General features: G+C 65.0%; 19 protein-coding genes and 2 pseudogenes. 14 read left to right on the top strand and 7 right to left on the bottom strand.

Annotated elements, in window-relative coordinates:
* Positions 1–313: 313 nt before the first annotated feature.
* Entirely contained in the window at positions 314–1,201 is an 888-nt protein-coding gene (locus AB5I39_RS08025) for an aspartyl protease family protein (RefSeq protein ID WP_404373448.1), read from the bottom strand.
* 141 nt (positions 1,202–1,342) lie between these two features.
* On the opposite strand from AB5I39_RS08025, the gene AB5I39_RS08020 reads away from it, so the two are divergent.
* From AB5I39_RS08020 to AB5I39_RS08010, 3 genes are all read left to right on the top strand, one after another.
* Positions 1,343–2,926 (top strand): lysine--tRNA ligase, encoded by a 1,584-nt coding sequence (locus AB5I39_RS08020; RefSeq protein WP_404373444.1) that lies wholly within the window; start codon positions 1,343–1,345, stop codon positions 2,924–2,926.
* Positions 2,927–2,991: 65 nt separating this feature from the next.
* Positions 2,992–4,194 carry a Na+/H+ antiporter NhaA gene (nhaA, locus tag AB5I39_RS08015; protein ID WP_404374068.1) on the top strand — a complete coding sequence of 401 codons (1,203 nt, stop codon included), beginning with the start codon at positions 2,992–2,994 and terminating at the stop codon, positions 4,192–4,194.
* A complete protein-coding gene (locus AB5I39_RS08010) occupies positions 4,194–5,198 on the top strand; it encodes a histone deacetylase family protein (protein ID WP_404373441.1) in 1,005 nt (334 codons plus the stop codon). The genes nhaA and AB5I39_RS08010 overlap by 1 nt, the downstream gene beginning before the upstream one ends.
* Here AB5I39_RS08010 and AB5I39_RS08005 read toward each other — a convergent pair.
* From AB5I39_RS08005 to AB5I39_RS07985, 5 genes are all read right to left on the bottom strand, one after another.
* A complete protein-coding gene (locus AB5I39_RS08005) occupies positions 5,195–5,362 on the bottom strand; it encodes a hypothetical protein (protein ID WP_404373438.1) in 168 nt (55 codons plus the stop codon). The two genes, AB5I39_RS08010 and AB5I39_RS08005, sit on opposite strands and share 4 nt — an antisense overlap.
* 192 nt (positions 5,363–5,554) lie before the next feature.
* Positions 5,555–6,484, bottom strand: a complete 930-nt coding sequence (locus AB5I39_RS08000; protein ID WP_404373435.1) for an electron transfer flavoprotein subunit alpha/FixB family protein — start codon at positions 6,482–6,484, stop codon at positions 5,555–5,557.
* A complete protein-coding gene (locus AB5I39_RS07995) occupies positions 6,481–7,227 on the bottom strand; it encodes an electron transfer flavoprotein subunit beta/FixA family protein (RefSeq protein ID WP_404373433.1) in 747 nt (248 codons plus the stop codon). The genes AB5I39_RS08000 and AB5I39_RS07995 overlap by 4 nt, the downstream gene beginning before the upstream one ends.
* A gap of 46 nt (positions 7,228–7,273) precedes the next feature.
* Positions 7,274–8,473: an ADP-forming succinate--CoA ligase subunit beta gene (sucC, locus tag AB5I39_RS07990; protein WP_404373430.1), complete on the bottom strand. Its 1,200-nt coding sequence runs from the start codon at positions 8,471–8,473 to the stop codon at positions 7,274–7,276.
* A gap of 70 nt (positions 8,474–8,543) precedes the next feature.
* A complete protein-coding gene (locus AB5I39_RS07985; protein WP_404373427.1) occupies positions 8,544–8,846 on the bottom strand; it encodes a hypothetical protein in 303 nt (100 codons plus the stop codon).
* A gap of 28 nt (positions 8,847–8,874) precedes the next feature.
* Here AB5I39_RS07985 and AB5I39_RS07980 point away from each other — a divergent pair, with 28 nt between their 5' ends.
* The 3 genes from AB5I39_RS07980 to AB5I39_RS07970 all read left to right on the top strand — a co-directional run bounded on the left by AB5I39_RS07980 (position 8,875) and on the right by AB5I39_RS07970 (position 11,907).
* Positions 8,875–9,405: a beta-carotene hydroxylase gene (locus AB5I39_RS07980; RefSeq protein WP_404373424.1), complete on the top strand. Its 531-nt coding sequence runs from the start codon at positions 8,875–8,877 to the stop codon at positions 9,403–9,405.
* 16 nt (positions 9,406–9,421) lie between these two features.
* Positions 9,422–10,036, top strand: a complete 615-nt coding sequence (locus AB5I39_RS07975) for an HAD-IA family hydrolase (RefSeq protein ID WP_404373421.1) — start codon at positions 9,422–9,424, stop codon at positions 10,034–10,036.
* A gap of 80 nt (positions 10,037–10,116) precedes the next feature.
* Complete coding sequence (locus tag AB5I39_RS07970) at positions 10,117–11,907, top strand: hypothetical protein (RefSeq protein ID WP_404373418.1); 1,791 nt, start codon at positions 10,117–10,119, stop codon at positions 11,905–11,907.
* Here the strand turns inward: AB5I39_RS07970 and AB5I39_RS07965 are convergent.
* Complete coding sequence (locus tag AB5I39_RS07965; RefSeq protein WP_404373415.1) at positions 11,904–12,839, bottom strand: ribose-phosphate pyrophosphokinase; 936 nt, start codon at positions 12,837–12,839, stop codon at positions 11,904–11,906. The two genes, AB5I39_RS07970 and AB5I39_RS07965, sit on opposite strands and share 4 nt — an antisense overlap.
* 98 nt (positions 12,840–12,937) lie before the next feature.
* Here AB5I39_RS07965 and AB5I39_RS07960 point away from each other — a divergent pair, with 98 nt between their 5' ends.
* The 8 genes and pseudogenes from AB5I39_RS07960 (at position 12,938) to AB5I39_RS07925 (ending at position 19,267) form a co-directional block, all read left to right on the top strand.
* The gene (locus AB5I39_RS07960; protein WP_404373412.1) at positions 12,938–14,263 is read left to right on the top strand and encodes a glutamate--tRNA ligase; all 1,326 of its coding nucleotides are present in this window, start codon (positions 12,938–12,940) and stop codon (positions 14,261–14,263) included.
* 102 nt (positions 14,264–14,365) lie between these two features.
* Complete coding sequence (locus AB5I39_RS07955; RefSeq protein WP_404373409.1) at positions 14,366–15,037, top strand: TonB family protein; 672 nt, start codon at positions 14,366–14,368, stop codon at positions 15,035–15,037.
* Positions 15,038–15,092: 55 nt separating this feature from the next.
* Positions 15,093–15,443, top strand: a complete 351-nt coding sequence (locus AB5I39_RS07950) for a hypothetical protein (protein ID WP_404373406.1) — start codon at positions 15,093–15,095, stop codon at positions 15,441–15,443.
* Between the two features lie 20 nt (positions 15,444–15,463).
* Positions 15,464–16,419: pseudogene (ribD, locus tag AB5I39_RS07945) on the top strand (bifunctional diaminohydroxyphosphoribosylaminopyrimidine deaminase/5-amino-6-(5-phosphoribosylamino)uracil reductase RibD).
* A gap of 10 nt (positions 16,420–16,429) precedes the next feature.
* Positions 16,430–17,038: a riboflavin synthase gene (locus AB5I39_RS07940; protein WP_404373404.1), complete on the top strand. Its 609-nt coding sequence runs from the start codon at positions 16,430–16,432 to the stop codon at positions 17,036–17,038.
* Positions 17,025–18,189, top strand: a pseudogene (ribB, locus tag AB5I39_RS07935) (3,4-dihydroxy-2-butanone-4-phosphate synthase). Before AB5I39_RS07940 ends, ribB begins: the two are co-directional and overlap by 14 nt.
* A 104-nt stretch (positions 18,190–18,293) precedes the next feature.
* The gene (ribH, locus tag AB5I39_RS07930; protein WP_404373402.1) at positions 18,294–18,713 is read left to right on the top strand and encodes a 6,7-dimethyl-8-ribityllumazine synthase; all 420 of its coding nucleotides are present in this window, start codon (positions 18,294–18,296) and stop codon (positions 18,711–18,713) included.
* Positions 18,714–18,721: 8 nt separating this feature from the next.
* Positions 18,722–19,267 carry a GNAT family N-acetyltransferase gene (locus AB5I39_RS07925; RefSeq protein WP_404373399.1) on the top strand — a complete coding sequence of 182 codons (546 nt, stop codon included), beginning with the start codon at positions 18,722–18,724 and terminating at the stop codon, positions 19,265–19,267.
* The last annotated feature ends 9 nt before the right edge of the window (positions 19,268–19,276 follow it).

The raw sequence follows: 19,276 nt of genomic DNA, 5'->3' as shown, positions 1-19,276 counted from the left end.
AAAGTCGCAGTGAGTCACACCAACGAGGGTAGTGCGCAGGACGTCAGGGTTAGGGACAGCGGTTCGCTCTGCACGCGCGATAGGGTGCGGAAAGTTAGCCTAGGGTTAGGCCAAATGCGTGTCTTACATGCCGCCACTGCGGGTGCGGTCGCGCGCAAGAGGCTCGCTGAAAACGAGCGCGGTCAACGATTTGAAAGAGCGATGTTCCCCGCGAGTGTCGCACAGGCTGGCGATGTAGGACAGGGGGCGGCAGGACGACGGCCTCCTCCGCCCTGCCCCCAGGAATCATCTCTTAGGGTCCGAGCCCCGCCCGCTATTTGCCGACTTCAGGCCGCGCCCCCGGCGGCAGCACCCAGTTGCGATCCGCGCTTGGGTCGATCACCAGCGTGACCCGGCGGATGATGGGGAGACCGATGTTGGCGAGCGTGCCCAGAAACGCGACCTTGGGGTTTTCGAGCGTCACCGGGCCGATCTTGATCGTGCCCTTGATTTGCCCACCGTAAAACTCGCCTTCGGTATTGATCGATTTGAAACGGCCGGCGATCTTGGCGGGGGCCATCAGCGGCACCTTGTCCATCATCGCGACCGGCAGGCTGAGCGCGCCATTATATCCGGTATCGAAATGCGCGGGGATCGTGCTGCCGTCGGGCAGGACCAGATCGACGCTGGGGATGCTTTCGACATAGGCGGTGGCCGGGCCCGCCGGGGTCTGCGCCGTCGCGCGCGGCACGAGCAGCGCCCGGCTGGCGCCAAGGTCCAGGTACAACAGGCTGTCGGTGAACATTTCCGAGGAAACGATGCCCATCGCGTCACGCCGGTCGTAATCGACCGAGGCCGCCTCGATCAGCGGCACCTTGAGACCGCCCAGGGTAACGTCGCGGATCGCGACCTGCGGCAGGAAGCGCTCCTTGCCGGTGGTTCCGTCGATCTCATGGACTTGCCCCACCGTGCGCATCTTGAACCGACGCGCGAGCGAGGCGTCGATGGTCGCGCCGTCCGAACCCGTGTCGAACACCATCGGCACGAGATCGCGATTGTCGATCTGCATCATCACCAGAACGCGATCGGGCGATTGAAACAATCTGATCTCGCCTGCCGCGGGCGGTTTTGCTGCGGCATCGGTGCGGGCTGCCGCCGCGCCCGCGGTCCAGGCGCTGCCGACCAGCAGCAGAGATTGGACAATCCGTGTAATCCGACGCATTTAACGGCTCCCTCGTTCGATCGACCGCATTGACTACAGTTGTAGTCGGTGTGTCAACGGCCTTCGTGCCGGGCATTGTTTCGCGCGCGATACCGTCGCCTTTTGGGTGACGAAGCGGATGCGTGACGCTAGGCAAGCGGCATGACCACCGAATTCCGCACCGCCGCTCTCGCATCCAAGGCCTGGCCGTATGAGGAGGCGCGCAAGCTGCTGAAGCGCTATCCCGACGGCAAACCCGCCAAGAACGGACAGCCCGCGCCGATCATCTTCGAGACAGGCTATGGCCCGTCGGGCCTGCCGCATATCGGCACGTTCAACGAAGTGCTGCGTACGACGATGGTGCGTCATGCATTCCAGATGCTGTCCGATGCGCCGACGCGGTTGATCGAGTTCAGCGACGATATGGATGGGCTGCGCAAGGTGCCGGACAATGTGCCCAACCAAGCGATGCTGACCGAACATCTCGGCAAGCCGCTCTCCCGCATTCCCGATCCGTTCGGGAAGTTCGAGAGCTTTGCCGCGCACAACAATGCGATGCTGCGCGACTTTCTCGATCGCTTCGGCTTCGAATATGAGTTCATCTCTTCCGCCTCGCAGTACGAAGGCGGCGTGTTCGATGACGCGTTGAAGGGCGTGCTGCGCCATTACGACGCGATCATGGGCGTGATGTTGCCGACGCTGCGCAAGGAGCGCGCGGCGACTTATTCCCCCATCCTGCCGATCAGTCCGAAGACCGGCGTGGTGCTGCAGGTGCCGGTCGAGGTGGTGGATGCGGAGGCGGGCACGATCCGCTTCACCGACAGCGATGGCGAGGTGCTGGAGCAATCGGTGCTCGGCGGGCAGGCCAAGCTGCAGTGGAAGGTCGATTGGGCGATGCGCTGGGTCGCGCTCGGCGTGGATTATGAAATGTATGGCAAGGATTTGATCGACAGCGGCATCCAGTCGGGCAAGATCGCGCGCGTGCTGGGGGGACGCCCGCCCGAGGGCCTCGTCTATGAGATGTTCCTCGATGAAAAGGGCGAGAAGATTTCCAAGTCGAAGGGCAATGGCCTGACGCTGGAGCAATGGCTCGATTACGGGACGCAGGAGAGCCTGGCGTTCTTCGCCTATCGCGAGCCGAAAAAGGCCAAGCAGCTGCACATCGGCGTCATCCCGCGCGCAGTGGATGAGTATTTCCAATTCCGCGGCACCTATCCGACGCTGCCGGTCGAGCAGAAGCTGGGCAATCCGGTCCACCATATCCATAACGGGGCGGTGCCCGCCGAGGTGCCGCCAGTGACGTTTGGGCTGCTGCTCAATCTGGCGGGCGTGCTCGGCGCGAGTGCGACGGCTGAGCAGATGCGCGGCTACCTCAGCAATTATATCGAAGGCGGCGCGGTGAGCCCCGAGCTCGACGCGCTGATCGACCATGCGCTGGCCTACAACCGCGATTATGTCGCGCCGACGCTCCAGCGGCGCAAGCCCGAGGGGATCGAGATTCCCGCGCTCGAACGGCTCGACCGCGAGCTGGCCGCCGCGCCCGCCGATGCCAGCGCAGTGGATTTGCAGAACATCGTTTACGCAATCGGCAACGAAGGCGGGTTCGATCCGTTGCGTGCCTGGTTCGGCGCGCTGTACGAAACGCTGCTGGGCTCGACGCAGGGGCCGCGGATGGGCAGCTTCATCGCGCTCTATGGCATCGACAATACGCGCAAGCTGATCGCCGAGGCGCTGGCAACCGGATGAGCGATACGCCGCCGCCCACCACGCCCGCGGCGCCGATCGTCGCGCTGAGCCAAGTGCCACGGGTGATCGTCCGCCGCACGCGGTCGACGCTGCGCGGCTTCCTCGTCAACGAGGCGTCGGGCGGAATCGTGCTGATCGCGGCAGCGGTGCTGGCGATGGTCGCGGCCAATTCATCGATCGCCGAGAAATACTTTCACTTCCTGCATCTGGCGACCGGCCCGGTGCTGCTGAAGCAACTCGGCCCGATGACGATCCATTTGTGGATCAACGACGGGCTGATGGCGATTTTCTTCCTGCTCGTCGGGCTGGAGATCAAGCGCGAGTTCGTCGATGGACGGCTGGCGAGCTGGGACCGGCGACGCTTGCCGTTCATCGCGGCGGCGGCGGGGATGATCGTGCCCGCGCTGATCTACCTCGCGGTGGCGGGCGGCAATCCGGCCGTGGTGCGCGGCTGGGCGATTCCGGCGGCGACCGACATCGCCTTTGCGATCGGCGTGCTCGCACTGCTCGGGTCGCGCGCGCCGCCCGCGCTGAAGCTGTTCCTGACGACAGTGGCGATCGTCGATGACATGGGCGCGGTGGCGATCATCGCGGTCGCCTATACCGACCATCTCGATCTCGTCGCGCTGCTCGGCGCGGGGGTGGTCGTCGCGATTCTGTACGGCCTCAACCGCGGCGGGGTGAAGCACCTCGGACCGTATCTCGCCGGGTTTGCCGTGTTGTGGCTGCTCGTGCTGCTATCGGGCGTCCATGCGACGATCGCGGGCGTCGTTGCCGCCTTCATGATCCCGATCGCCAAATCCCCCGGCGCGCCGGATTCGGTCGAGTCGCCGCTGCATCGGCTGGAGCATGCGCTGCATCCCTATGTCGCATTCCTGATCGTGCCGCTGTTCGGCTTTGCCAATGCCGGCGTGTCGCTGGCGGGGACGAGTCTCGCGTCGCTGGCCGAGCCGTTGGTCCTGGGCATTACGCTCGGACTGTTTTTGGGCAAGCAGGTCGGCATTCTCGGCAGCATTGCGCTGGCCGAGCGTTTGGGCTTCGCGCGACGGCCGGGCGGGGCGAGCTGGCTGCAGATCTATGGCGTCGCGCTGCTTGCCGGGATCGGCTTCACAATGAGCCTGTTTATCGGTGGGCTCGCCTTTCCGGGGGAGGAAACGCTGGTCGATCAGGTGAAGATCGGCGTGCTGGGCGGATCGATCCTGTCGGGTCTGGCCGGCTATCTCGTGCTGCGCTTTGCGCCGCGGCGGCGGCCGGTCCCGGGGGTGTGATGCGGAAATTTTTCTCGAGCCGTCAACTGGCCCACGCCCCCGCGACCGAGCTGCACAATGGCGGGTTTGCCGCCCATGCAGAGACACCTGCCCGCGCCGAAACGGTGCTGCGCGCGATCGGCGGGGCGGAGGAGCCGAGCGACCGGGGCATGGCGGCGATCGGGGCCGTGCACAGCGCCGACTATCTCGCCTTCCTGCAAGAGGCCCCCGCGCGCTGGGCCGCGGCGGGGCGGCCGGGGGACGTGATGGGCTATGTCTGGCCAGTGGTCGGGCGGCGGCCGCTGCGACTGGAGCGGATTGATGCGATGATCGGCCAGTACAGCTTCGATGCCTCGACCCCGCTGACGGCGGCGACGTGGGACGCGGCCTATTGGAGCGCGCAAAGCGTGCTGGCGGCGACGCATGCGGTGCTGGGCGGCGATCGTTCGGCCTTCGCTTTGTGTCGCCCGCCGGGGCACCATGCGGGGGCGGATTATCTTGGCGGCTATTGCTATCTCAATACTGCCGCGATTGCGGCGCAGGCGGCGATCGACGCGGGGCGCGCGCGCGCCGCGATCCTCGATATCGACTATCACCATGGGAACGGCACGCAGGATATCTTCTGGGAGCGCGGTGACGTGTTCTACGCCAGCATCCATGCCGATCCGGCGACGGACTACCCGTTTTACTGGGGCCATGCCGATGAAATGGGCGAAGGGGCCGGGCTGGGTACCACGCTGAACCTGCCCTTGCCGCAGGGGGCGGGGTTGGAGCCGTTCCGGCGCGCGCAGGGGGCGGCGCTGGAGGCGATCACGCGGTTCGCGCCAGACCTGCTGATCGTCAGCCTGGGGGTGGATACGTGGGAGGGCGATCCGATCTCGCACTTCAAACTGACGACCGCGGATTACGCGGTGCTGGCGGCGGATATCGCCGCGTCCGGCTGGCCGACCGTGGTGGCGATGGAGGGCGGCTATGCCGTCGATGCGCTGGGCGCGAACGTCGCGAGCTTTCTCGGCGGGTTTTAGGACGCGGCGTCAGGACCGCGTTTTGCGGTCTCGCCCGCGGCGGGATCGGGATAGTCTTCCGGGGTGACGGTCGACTGGTTCTTGACCGCCTGGCGGTCTGCCGCCGGGCGCGCCTTGCCGTCTTTATCGAAATCGCCGGCGGGTTTGTTGGGTTGCGGCGTCATGGTGCATTCCTTCGGGAGGGAAACGCACCAGTCGAGCGGGGGTTGCCGGGGGGATATCATCCGCATCGGCCCGACGCGGGAATAAATCCCGCGTCGTCGGTCGGCGCTGGAGCGCCGCCGGCCGTGCCGACGCGTGCGACGGCGCTTTGCGCGTCGCAGCGGCGGGTAGCATTCGCTACGCGCCTCGCGTCGTCATAGCTTCTCCGTCAGCTCCGGTACCAGCTTGAACAGATCACCCACCAACCCAAGGTCCGCGACCTGGAAGATCGGCGCGTCTTCGTCCTTGTTGATCGCGATGATCGTCTTGCTGTCCTTCATGCCCGCGAGATGCTGGATCGCGCCCGAAATGCCGACCGCGACATAGACTTCGGGGGCGACGATCTTGCCGGTCTGGCCGACCTGATAGTCGTTCGGGGCATAGCCCGCATCGACCGCGGCGCGCGACGCGCCGACGCCTGCGCCGAGCTTATCGGCGAGCGGATCGATGATCGCGTGGAACTGCTCGTCCGAGCCGAGCGCGCGGCCGCCCGAGACGATGATCTTGGCCGAGGTCAGCTCGGGCCGTTCCGACTTGGCGATTTCCGAGCCGACATAGGTCGACAGACCCGCGTCGCCGGTCGTGGCGACGGCCTCGATCGTGCCCGACCCACCCTCGGTCGCCGCCTTGGCGAAGGCAGTGCCGCGCACGGTGATGACCTTCTTGGCGTCCTTGGTCTGGACCGTGGCGATTGCGTTGCCGGCATAGATCGGCCGCGTGAACGTGTCTTCGCTCTCGACCGAGAGGATGTCCGAAATCTGCATCACGTCGAGCAAGGCAGCGACGCGCGGCGCGATGTTCTTGCCGTTGGTGGTGGCGGGCGCGAGGAACGCGTCGTGATCGGCCATCAGGCCGGCGATCAGCGGCGCGACATTCTCGGCCAGCGCGTGCGCATAGGCCGCGTCATCGGCGACATGCACCTTGCCGACGCCCGCAATCTTGGCGGCTTCGGCGGCAACGCCGGCCACGCCTTGCCCGGCGACGAGCAAATGCACTTCGCCCAGTTGCGAAGCGGCGGTGACCACGGCGAGCGTGGCATCCTTGACGGTGGCACCGTCATGTTCGACCCAAACGAGCGTCTTCACTTCGCGACTCCCATTGCCTTCAGCTTCGCAACCAGTTCATCGACATCGGCGACCTTCACGCCCGCCGAGCGTTTGGCCGGCTCGACCACTTTCAGCGTGGTCAGACGCGGCGCGACATCGACGCCGTAATCGGCAGGCGTCTTTTGCGCGAGCGGCTTCGACTTCGCCTTCATGATGTTGGGCAGCGAGGCATAGCGCGGTTCGTTGAGGCGCAAATCGACCGTGATGATCGCGGGCAGCTTGAGCGTTTCGGTCTCCGCCCCGCCATCGACTTCGCGCGTCACGGTGACGCTATCGGCGGCGAGGTCTACCTTGGAAGCGAACGTCGCCTGGCCGACGCCCATCAACCCGGCGAGCATCTGCCCGGTCTGGTTGTTGTCGTCGTCGATCGCCTGCTTGCCTAGGATGATCAGGTCGGGATTTTCCTCCGCGACGATCGCCTTAAGCAGCTTGGCGACGCCGAGCGGCTCGACCTTGTCCTCGCTGACGACGAGGATCGCGCGGTCGGCACCCATCGCGAGCGCGGTGCGGAGCGTTTCCTGCGCCTTCTGCTCGCCGATCGAGACGACGACGATCTCGGTGACGCCCTTGTCCTTCAAACGGATCGCTTCTTCGACCGCGATCTCGTCGAACGGGTTCATGCTCATCTTGACGTTGGCCAGATCGACCCCCGTCCCATCCGCCTTCACGCGGGGCTTTACGTTATAGTCAAGCACGCGCTTGACGGGGACCATTACCTTCATTGCAAACTCTCCGTTCGTCCTGTCGCGCTCCTGGGGAGGAAAGCGCTCAAGCGGCCGCCTTTACCTCGGCGACGATCTTCTTCGCGGCATCGCCCAAATCGTTCGCTGGAACGATCGCGAGGCCGGAATTGGCCAGGATATCCTTGCCCTGCTGGACATTGGTACCCTCGAGCCGAACGACAAGCGGTACGCTCAAATTCACTTCCTTCGCCGCGGCGACGATGCCCTCGGCGATGATGTCGCACTTCATGATGCCGCCAAAGATGTTGACGAGGATGCCCTTCACGTTCGGATCGGCGAGGATGATTTTGAACGCTGCCGTCACCTTCTCCTTCGAAGCGCCACCGCCGACGTCGAGGAAGTTCGCCGGGAACATGCCGTTCAGCTTGATGATGTCCATCGTCGCCATCGCAAGGCCAGCGCCATTGACCATGCAGCCGATGTCGCCGTCGAGCTTGATATAAGCGAGGTCGTACTTCGACGCTTCGAGCTCGGCCGGGTCCTCCTCGGTCTCGTCGCGCAGCTCCATCAGATCCTTGTGGCGGAACATGGCGTTGCCGTCGAAGCCAACCTTGGCGTCGAGCACCATCAGCTTGCCATCGGCGGTGACGGCGAGCGGGTTGATCTCGATCTGCTCGGCATCGGTGCCGAGGAAGGCGTCGTACAGCTTCGATGCGACGTTCGCCGCCTGCTTGGCGAGATCGCCGGTCAGTTCGAGAGCGGCGGCAACGGCGCGGCCGTGGTGCGGCATGAAGCCGGTGGCGGCATCGATGTCGATGCTGTGGATCTTCTCGGGCGTGTCATGCGCGACGGTTTCGATGTCCATGCCGCCTTCGGTCGAGGCAACCATCGACACGCGACCGGTGGCGCGATTGACCAGCAGCGCCAGGTAGAACTCCTTGGCGATGTCGACGCCGTCGGTGACGTAGAGGCGGTTGACCTGCTTGCCATGCTCGCCGGTCTGCACCGTCACCAGCGTATTGCCGAGCATATCGGTCGCCGCCGCGCGGACTTCGTCGGCGCTCTTGGCGAGGCGGACGCCGCCCTTCGCATCGGGGCCGAGTTCCTTGAACTTGCCCTTGCCGCGCCCGCCGGCGTGGATCTGCGCCTTCACCACATAGAGCGGTCCGGGCAGCTTTGCGGCGGCGGCAACGGCTTCCTCGACGGTCAGCGCCGCAAAGCCTGCGGGGACCGGAACGCCGAACTTCGCCAGCACTTCCTTCGCCTGATATTCATGGATGTTCATGGGGCGGGGCCTTTGCCAGAGAGGGGAATGCGCTGGCCTTAAGCACAGCGCGAACTGCGAATCCACCCCCTCAGCGTGCGATCCCCGTGGCGCACAGCGCCGCCGACGAGCCGGTTACGGCGATGATCTCCGGGTCGCGCAGCGATCGGACGCGGTACAGGAACTGATCGAGGGTGCGCGACTGGTCGGCCTTGGCGAGGCCCGACAGGCGGCGCAATTGCAGGATCGACAGGCGATCGACCATGCGCCCCGCCATGCACGCGGCGATCGGCTTGGGGATTCCGCCGCTGACCAGCCCGGAGCGGGTGAGCGTTTCGGGGGTCGAGCAGGCGGCGAGTGCGGCGCACGCAAAAAGGGCGAAGAAGGGTCGCATATCGTGTCCGCGATGCTATATCGGGGCCATGTCCTGGACAACCGGCCTCCTGACCTTTTTCGCGACGATCGCGGGCATGGAAGTGTTCGCCTATGTCGTCCACCGCTGGGTGATGCATGGCCCCGGCTGGTTCCTCCACGAAAGCCACCACCGCCCGCGCACCGGCTTCTGGGAGCTGAACGACTGGTATTTCGTGATCTTTGCGCTGCCCTCGATCGTGCTGCTGATTTTGGGGACGAGCGGCACGACCGGCGATTGGGCGACGTGGATCGGCGCCGGGATCGCGGGCTATGGCGCGATCTACCTCGGGTTTCACGACGTGATCGTCCACCGCCGGGTGGAAAGCGGGTACGTCCCGCGCTGGAGCTACATGAAGCGCATCGTCCAGGCGCACCGGCTGCACCATGTCGTCGGTACCAAGCACGGCACGGTCAGCTTCGGTTTTATCTATGCGCCCAAGCCCGAGGTGCTGAAGGCGGAGTTGAAGCGCCGCGAGATGGCCGGCGTCCGCGCGGCAGGCGCGCAGGACGGGTCGGGGCGTGTGGTCGAGCGGGTTTAGGGTTTGCATTCGGTCGATGCCGATCAAAGCGATTATGGTCGATATCGACGGCGTCTTGCTCGTCCGCCCGGACCCCGGCGGCTGGAGCGCCAACCTAGAGCGCGATTTGGGCGTATCCGCCGCGACATTGCAAAGTGCGTTTTTCGAACCGCATTGGGACGATGTGGTCCACGTTCGCGCTGCGCTGCGCGAACGGCTCGAGCCGGTGCTGGCGGATTTCGCGCCCCTTTTGCCGTACCGGACGTTGATCGACTATTGGTTCAGTAATGACGCGCATGTCGATAGCGTTCTGCTCGCTGAACTTGCCGAATTGCGCGCGGGCGGAACGCAAATCCATCTCGCCACCGTTCAGGAACGTGAACGCGCGCGCTATCTCTGGGAGGATCTCGGCTTCTCCCGAGCGTCTGACGGCCTGCATTACACCGCCGCACTGGGGTATTCGAAGCCCGATCCCGGCTTTTGCCAGACGATCGAAGCACGCACCGGTTTCCGTTCGAAGGACCTGTTCTTCATCGATGACACGATCGCCAATGTCGATGCCGCGACTCGATGTGGCTGGGCGGCCGCGATGTGGACCGGGACCGAGACGCTAGGTTCGCTGCTTTCGGGGCAGCGACAACACGTCCGATGACGGTCTCGCCAGAGACGGCTTGATCTATCCACCGCTGTCAGCCACAGCCTACGAAAAAGGGGGGCGACATGGGTGGCACAATGTCGAAAGCTGAGACCAATCGGCATGTTCGCGCCACCGGGTGGGCGAGCGCGGCGACCTGGGGCATAGCCTTCCTCACGGCGCTGATACTCCTTGCGTCAATCAATCGCGGCTTTAGCGGGCTGGACGAATCCTATTATTTGGCGCTGATCGTCGATCCGACGCGATTCAAGTCGAACCTGCACGCTTTCGGTTTCCCCTTTCATTTGTTGTTCCTGGGTCTTGGCCAATCGATCGTCGCCCTGCGGGTGACCGGACTTGTGTTGCTGACCTGCTCGGGGGCACTGCTCGGCTATGCCGTGAAGCGATACTGCAAGCCCTATCTGCCTAATGATGCCAACCCGCCCTTAGTGCTGCTTGGCGGACTGTTCAGTCTGACTGAGCACGTCATGTGGATCCCGACACCCGCGTATAACGCGTTGCTGTCGATAAGCGGGTGCGTCTTGCTGGCCGGTGCGCTGTCCTGGCTTTCGAACGATCGCGATCGGCAGTATCGCTCCGACTGGATCGCCTCGGTAGCCGTTGGCCTTGGCGGATGCTTTTCGTTTTTCGCCAAACCGCCTTCGGCGATGCTGTTCGCGATCGGCGTCGCGCTGTTGCTGGGATTGTCACGGCGGTGGACCAGCCTCCGGACGGTGATGGGCCGTGTCATAATTGTCGGCACGACCTGCGTGCTGCCGCTGATCTTGATCCTGCACATTACGGTGGGCCTAGGGCGATACCTCGAAATGGTGGATCAAACGCTCACCGTTCTCCATTTCAATAACGGCCCGCTGGAACTGCCGGGCCGCACGCTTGGAGAACTCGCCGCCAGCCCGGCCGTACTAATGGTCAGTTTCGCTGCCCCTGTCGCCATGCTGGTATCGATGCGACTGCGGCGCGGCGGAGCCACGGCGCCCGTCGTCGCGCGCTGGATTACGGGCCTGTGGCTTGGGGTGACCCTTGCCTTCATGGCGGCGCGTATCGCTTACCGGGCCGCGCATCACGCCACGCCGTTTCTTTATGTCGGCATGCCGATGCTTGCCGTGACCTTCGCCACGATGGCCTTTGCGTTCAGCCAAAACCGCGACAAGCCCGCTCCGGCCTTTATCGGGCTCCTCGGCATCCTGATCGCTATTCCGTTCATGTCCGCATATGGCAGCGCGAACCCGATTCTCGTGCAGATTTCAATGTGGCTTTACGGCCCCTTGTTTGCGCTGGTCCTGGCGGGGCGCGCCTTCTTTTCTGCGCGAATCGCGCGTGCCGTTGAAACGATGGGCGCAGCCTATGTCCTGTTCGCGATATGTCTGTCGGCCGCGCTTACCTGGGGGTTGCCCGAACCCGTCTATCGCCAGACCGAGCGGATTGCGCTGCCCTTCACCAGCGATACGCTGCTGGTCGATTCCCAGACCGCGCGGTACGTCGCCGATCTACGGCGCATTGCCGATCGTGGGCAGCTTGGTGCAGACACGCCGGTGCTTGATCTGACCGGCAGCAGTGCATCAACCGCACTGCTGCTGAACGATCGGGCCCCTTTCCTGCCCTGGGTTTTCCCGATGTTCGAACATTCGGCAGAGATTGCAGATGCGATCTGGGATTCGATGACCCCGGCCGAACAGCGCAGCGCTTGGATCATCGCGCCGATCGACCCGCGCTTCGGCAGGACGCGGGTTGCGACCTATCTAACGCACCACCGCCACGCCTACCGCATCGTTGGCACAACGCAGATGAATTTCGGTTATATTGACGGGGCTACGCAACGCATCACGGTCTGGCAGCCGCTTACGGAGGTTGCGCGACCCGGACGCTAGTCGAACAGCGACGACACCGAGCTTTCATCCGCAATCCGGCGGATCGCCTCGGCGAGCAGTGGGGCGATGGTCAGGTGGCGGATCTTCTTGGCCGCGGCGACAACCTCGTGGCTGCCGATCGAATCGGTGATCACCAATTCCTCGAGCACCGAACCCTCGACGCGCGCGACGGCGCCGCCCGAGAGCACGCCGTGGGTGATATAGGCCGCGACACCCGCCGCACCCGCTTCCTTCAAGGCGGCTGCGGCGTTGCACAGCGTGCCGCCCGAATCGACGATATCGTCGATCAGGATGCAGAAACGCCCCTCGACCTCGCCGATGATGTTCATCACTTCGGATTCGCCGGCGCGCTCGCGGCGCTTGTCGACGATCGCGAGCGGGGCATTGTCGAGTCGCTTGGCGAGCGCGCGCGCGCGCACCACGCCGCCGACGTCGGGCGAGACGACCATCAGATTGTGGCGGCTGTAGCGCGTCTGGATATCCGCTGCGATAACCGGCGCGGCGAACAGATTGTCGGTCGGGATGTCGAAGAAGCCCTGGATCTGACCGGCGTGGAGATCGACCGAGAGCACGCGATCCGCCCCCGCGACGGTAATCAGATTGGCGACGAGCTTGGCCGAGATCGGTGTACGCGGCCCAGGTTTACGGTCCTGCCGGGCATAGCCGAAATAGGGGATGACGGCGGTGATGCGCTTGGCCGAAGCGCGTTTCAGCGCATCGATGCAGATCAGCAATTCCATCAGATTGTCGTTCGCCGGATAGCCGGTCGATTGCAGCACGAACACATCCTCGCCGCGGACATTTTCCTGAATCTCGACGAAAATCTCCTCGTCCGCAAAGCGCCGGACGAGCGCGTCGGTGAGTGGCAGCTCAAGATACGCCGCGACATCGCGCGCCAGCGGCAGATTGGAATTGCCGGTCATCAGTTTCATGCGTGTCGCTCCCCGCAGTCGTTGCGCCCTTTAGGCGCGCGCTTTGCAAGCGGTAAAGGGGCATTGCCGCGTTCGGGCGTGCTGCCTAGAGCAATCCGATGACCATCCGCACCCGTTTCGCTCCCTCGCCCACCGGCATGTTGCATGTCGGGAACATCCGCACCGCGCTGCATTGCTGGCTGTGGGCGCGCAAGCAAGGCGGGGAGTTCTGGCTGCGGATCGACGATACCGATGCCGCGCGCAGCGAAGAGCGTTTCGTCGAGGGGATTCGCGCTGATCTTGGCTGGCTCGGGTTGGTACCCGATGGCGAGGAGCGGCAATCGGCGCGTTTTGCGCTGTACGAAGCGCGTTTCCAGCAACTCCGTGACGCGGGGCGGATCTATCCCGCCTATGAGACCGGGCAGGAGCTCGACCTGAAGCGCAAGATCGCGGCGGGGCGCGGGCTTCCGCCGATCTATGACCGCGCCGCGCTGACGCTCAGCGACGCCGATCGCGCGGCGTTGGAGGCGGACGGCGTGCTGCCGCACTGGCGCTTCAAGCTCGATCATGGCGCACCGATTGTATGGGACGATTTGATTCGCGGGCCCCAGAAGCTCGATCCCGCCACGATGAGCGACCCGGTCATCCGCCGCGCCGATGGATCGTGGCTCTACATGCTCCCGTCGGCGATCGACGATATGGAGATGGGCATCACCCATGTCGTGCGCGGCGAGGACCATGTGTCGAACACCGCGCTGCAATTACAGATGTTCGACGCGATGGGCGCCACGCCGCCCGCCTTTGCGCATGAAGCGTTGCTGGTCGGGACCGAGGGCAAATTGTCGAAGCGGCTGGGGTCGCTCGGCGTCGCGCATTTCCGTGAGATCGGGATCGAACCGGCGGCGGTGCGGGCGTTGCTCGCGCGGATCGGGACGAGCTTGCCGGTCGAACCGCTGGTGGAACCCGCCGCGCTGATCGAGAGCTTCGATTTCGCGGTGTTCGGGCGCGCGCCGGCGCGGTTCGACGAGGCGGAACTGGCCACGTTGAACGCCAAGATCGTCCACCAGCTCGATTACGACGCGGTTGCGGCGCGCTTGCCCGATGGCATGGGGACTGCGGAATGGGCGGCGGTGCGGCCCAACCTGGCGACCGTGGCCAATTCGGCGGAGTGGTGGAAAGTGATCGAAGGCCCAATCGCGGCCGAGCGCGATCCGGCAGACGCCGATTTCCTCGCCACCGCCGCGCGCATCGCCAGCATCATTCCGTGGGACGGCGACCCGTGGCACGCGCTGACTGCCGCGCTTAAGGCCGAGACCGGGCGCAGCGGCAAGGCGCTGTTCCTGCCACTGCGCCGTGCGCTGACCGCGCACGATCATGGCCCCGACATGAAGACTTTACTGCCGCTGATCGGGCGGACACGCGCCATTTCGCGCCTGTCTGCTTAGCCTTTTTTGGCATGATACTTTGTCTCTTGCGCAGATAATGTAATGATGTAACATCTTTCTCACGCCCGGCGCACGATCGGGCGACAGAGATGGAGATGGACGATGTATGCAGATCGGTATTCCCACCGGCGCGGGCTCGATCCGGCCGGTGTCACGCTGTCGCTTGCCATGTGTGGCGTCATCGTTTTCGGCCTGACGCTCGCGACGCCCAACCTCGCGCGGCATATCGAAACGGTGCTGACAGGCGTCAACATTTCGCTTCCCGAAGATCCGCCGCCCATCGAGAAGCCTAAGCCGCAGCCCCGGATCAAGGACACCAAACCCATCCCGACCCAGCAGCGCGATCCGATCGACATGACCAAGCCGACCGTAACGCCAGCGGCTGGCGCAGAAACCGGCCCGCTGGTCGAATTGCCCCCAACGAACACGCTGACCGCCGGCACCGGGGGCGAGACCGGAACCGTCATCCCGCCGCACACACCGGTATTGCGCGATCCGACGCTCGACTCGCGCTACATGGACTCTTTCCAGCCCGCTTATCCGAGCGACATGCGGCTGGGCGAACGCGAAGGCCGCGTCGTGGTGCGCGTGCTGATCGGCACCGACGGCCGGGTGAAGGCGGTGGAGCAGGTCAGCGCCGCCAGCCCGTCCTTCTTCGAGGCGACGCGCAAACAGGCGCTCGCCAAATGGCGCTTCAAGCCCGGTACCAAGGACGGCGTTGCGATCGAGGCATGGCACACGATGGCGGTCCGCTTCGTGCTGGACGAGTCATGAACCGCGGGCGCGGCGGGGGTGGCATCGCACGCCCGCCGCGCCTATCTTTCACGCCATGAACCTTCGGCAGTCTTTCTCTCCGATCCGCGCGTGGCGCGATCTGCGGACCTATCTCGTCACCCGGCGGCCGCATCAGCTCGGCTTCATGGCGCTGTCGCTCGTTCTCACCTACACGATGATCCTGGGCACGCTCGACGTGTCGCGGATGCCCAAGCCCGCCTATCACCGCGACATCATCTATGTGCAGCAATGGCGCGCCGACCGGACGATTGCCGAAATCGTCGCGCAGCAGAAGATCGACGGGGTCGAGCAAACGCGGCGCGAGAAGGAGTTGAAGCGGCTGCAGGACGAACGCAAGGCGCAGCTGAAGAAACTCGACGATACGCTGAAATCCTACGGGATTTAAGCGTGGACGACGCACGCTGGATGGCCGCCGCACTGGCGCTAGGCAGTCGCGGGCGCGGGCGTGCCGCGCCCAATCCCAATGTCGGCTGCGTGATCGTGAGCGATGCGGCAGCGGGGGGCGCGTCGTCGGGCGCGGCTGGACTCAGCCGGGCGGACGACCCCATGCCGAGGCGATGGCGCTGGGCGAGGCTGGCGCAAAGTCGCGCGGCGCGACTGTCTATACGACCTTGGAACCCTGCGCGCATGTCTCGGTGCGCGGTCCTGCGTGCAGCGATTTGCTGCAACTGGCGAACGTCGCGCGCGTCGTCATCGCGCTGGGCGACCCCGATCCCCGCACCAATGGCAGCGGCATTGCGCGACTGCGCGCGGCGGGGATTGCGGTCGATGTCGGGCTGCTTGCGGACGAAGCGCGATCGTCGATGGCGGGGTTCCTCATGCGGCGCGAGCGCGCGCGGCCGCACGTAACGCTGAAACTCGCGCTTTCGCTCGATGGCGCGACGGCGCTCGGATCGGGCATCAGCAAATGGATCACCGGCCCCGAATCGCGCGCGCACGCGCACCTCGAACGCGCGCGGCATGAAGCGATCCTGGTCGGGCGCGGCACGATCGAGGCGGACAATCCGACGCTCGACGTACGGCTGGCCGGGCTCGAGTCGCAATCACCACGCCGCATCGTCCTGTCGCAGACCGATGCGGACGGTTGGGAGCGGATCGCCAGCCCGCACGACATCGCCACGCTCGACGGCGTCGATCATCTGCTGGTCGAAGGGGGCGCGACGACTGCCGCTGCCTTCCTCGCCGCCGATCTGGTCGATCGCCTGCTGCTGTACCGCGCACCGATCCTGATCGGTGGTGGGCGCACCCTGCCCGACATCGGGCTCACCAATCTGACAGAGGCGCATGGCCACTGGCAAATCAGCGACGAACGCACCCTTGGCAGCGACCGGCTGCAGGTTTACGAGCGCGTCAGGGAGTAGGCCAGAACGCATGTTTACAGGCATCATCACCGACGTCGGCCAGATCGACCGGATCGAAGCGCGCGGCGACCTGCGCGCGTTCATCACAACGGCTTATGACATGGCGAGCGTCGATCTGGGCGCGTCGATCGCGTGCTCTGGCGTGTGCCTGACCGTCATCAACAAGGGGCCGGGCTGGTTCGCGGTCGATGTCTCGGGCGAAACCGTGTCGCGAACCCCGGCCGAGCAATGGACCGCGGGCCGCCGGCTCAACCTGGAACGCGCGCTGAAGCTGGGCGAGGAATTGGGCGGGCATATCGTGACGGGTCATGTCGACGGGATCGGCACGGTCGTCGGCGTCTGCCCCGAAGGCGATTCGCGCAAGATCGGCATATCCGTGCCGTCCGACTTGGCGCCCTTTATTGCGCCCAAGGGATCGGTCACGGTCGATGGCGTTTCGCTGACGGTCAATGCCGTGGCCGACCATGGCGACACGTCGCATTTTTCGGTCAACGTCATCCCGCACACTCAGGGCGCGACGACCATCGGCGCGCTTGCCGTGGGCGACACGGTCAATATCGAAATCGACGTCCTCGCCCGCTATTTGAAACGCATGGAGCATTATCGTGCAAAAGCCTGAAGTTGCGCGCCCCGAACTTGCACGGCTGCGCCACGGTTTCCTGTCGTCGCCCGAAGATCTGATCGACGAGGCCAAGAACGGCCGCATGTTCATTCTGGTCGATGACGAGGACCGGGAGAATGAAGGCGATCTGGTCATCCCGGCGCAGATGGCGACACCGGAAAAGATCAATTTCATGGCCAAGCATGGCCGCGGCCTGATCTGCCTCGCCATGACCAAGCGCCGCGTCGACGAACTCGGCCTGGGGCTGATGAGCCGCAACAACGGCACGCGGCACGAAACCGCCTTCACCACCTCGATCGAGGCGCGCGACGGCGTCACCACCGGCATTTCCGCGGCCGACCGCGCACGCACCATCGCGGTCGCGATCGATTCATCGAAGGGCAAGGACGAGATCGTCACGCCGGGCCATGTCTTCCCGCTGGTCGCGCGCGATGGCGGGGTGCTGGTGCGGGCCGGGCATACCGAGGCGGCCGTCGATGTGGCGCGGCTGGCCGGGCTGAACCCGTCGGGCGTGATCTGCGAGATCATGAACGAGGATGGCACGATGAGCCGGCTCGACGATCTCGTCTCCTTCGCGCAGCTGCACAATCTCAAGATCGGCACGATCCGCGACCTGATCGCCTATCGCCGTCGCCACGATCATCTGGTCGAGAAGCGCGCCGAAATGGCGTTCGAACTCGCGCTGGGGCGGGCAGTGGAAGGCGATGACCTTCTTCAACAAGGCGACCGGCGAGGAAACGATTGCGCTGGTGAAAGGCAAGATCGACCCGGCCAAGCCGACGCTGGTGCGGATGCACACCGCATCCTATTTCGTCGACATGTTCGGCGAAGTGTCGGAGCGATCGGGTCTTTTGTCGCGCTCGATGGAATTAATCGCCGAGGAGGGCGCGGGCGTGATCGTCGTGATCAACCGCCCGATGAAGGATTCGGTAACGCGCTTCATGAAGCTGCGCGGCGAGGGCAAGGGCGCGGGCGCGCCCGAAGTCGAGGAACTGCGCGATTACGGTGTCGGCGCGCAAATCCTGGCCGAGCTTGGCGTCGAGGAGATGGTCTTGCTGACCAACACCCATCATGCGCTGGTCGGGCTTGAGGGCTATGGCCTGTCGATCGTCGACGAGCGCGCGATTCCGGGGACCGGCGGGGAGTAATGCTACACCCCCCGTTCGTGCTGAGCGTGTCGAAGCACCTCTTCTTCTAACTCTGCCCTTCAATCGGCCCTTCGACAGGCTCAGGGCGAACGGAAAGTCTTACGATGGCCAAAATCCTCATCGTCGAAGCGCGTTTCTACGAACATCTCAACGACATGCTGCTGGAGGGCGCGCGCGCGGCGATCGAAGCCGCAGGGCATACCCACGAGACGATCACCGTGCCGGGGGCCCTCGAAGTGCCAGGTGCGATCGCGCTGGCGGCGGATAGCGGGGCGTATGACGCCTTTGTCGCGCTCGGCGTAGTGATCCGCGGCGAAACCTATCATTTCGAAGTCGTCGCGGGCGAAAGCGCGCGCGGGATCATGGCGCTGACGATGGACGGCCTGTGCATCGGCAACGGCATCCTGACCACCGAGAACGAAGCGCAGGCGATCGTCCGCGCGGATAGCAAGCAGCTCGACAAGGGCGGCGGCGCGGCCGAGGCGGCGCTGGCGATGCTGGCGCTGAAGCAGCGCTTCGGCTGAACCGCCGGATGGCAGGCGCACCGATCCTGTTCACCCCGCGGCTGATCCTGCGCCTGCCCGAGCCGCAGGATTTCGAAGGCTATGCCGCCTTTGCCGCCGATCCCGAAACGATGACGCATCTCGGCGGAGCGATGTCGCGCGCGGTCGCCTGGCGTGATTTTTCACTGCGCGCGGGTGCCTGGACGACGCGCGGCTTCTCGATGTTCTCGGTGATCGAGCGGGACACGGGCCAGTGGGTCGGGCGGATCGGCCCGTGGCAGCCGGAAGGGTGGCCCGGCACCGAAGTCGGCTGGGGCGTGTCGCCGCAGTTTGCGGGCAAGGGCTATGCGTTCGAGGCCGCGACGGCAGCGATCGATTATGCCGTGGACATACTCGGATGGGACGATGTGATCCACACCATCGCGCCGGACAATCTGCGCTCGATCCGTCTGGCCGAGCGGCTCGGATCGAGCAATCGCGGGCCGACGCAATTACCGCCGCCGCTCGACTCTTTCCGCGTCGATGCCTGGGGCCAGAGCGCGGCCGATTGGCGGGCACGACGGGGTCAGGGTTAAAGGTTGTGA

The organism is Sphingomonas sp. MMS24-J45 (assembly GCF_044881195.1).
In the GTDB taxonomy this organism is placed as follows: Bacteria; Pseudomonadota; Alphaproteobacteria; order Sphingomonadales; family Sphingomonadaceae; genus Sphingomonas.
The sequence above is the reverse complement of the archived record's forward strand: the minus strand, read 5'-3'. Positions and strand labels throughout refer to the sequence as shown.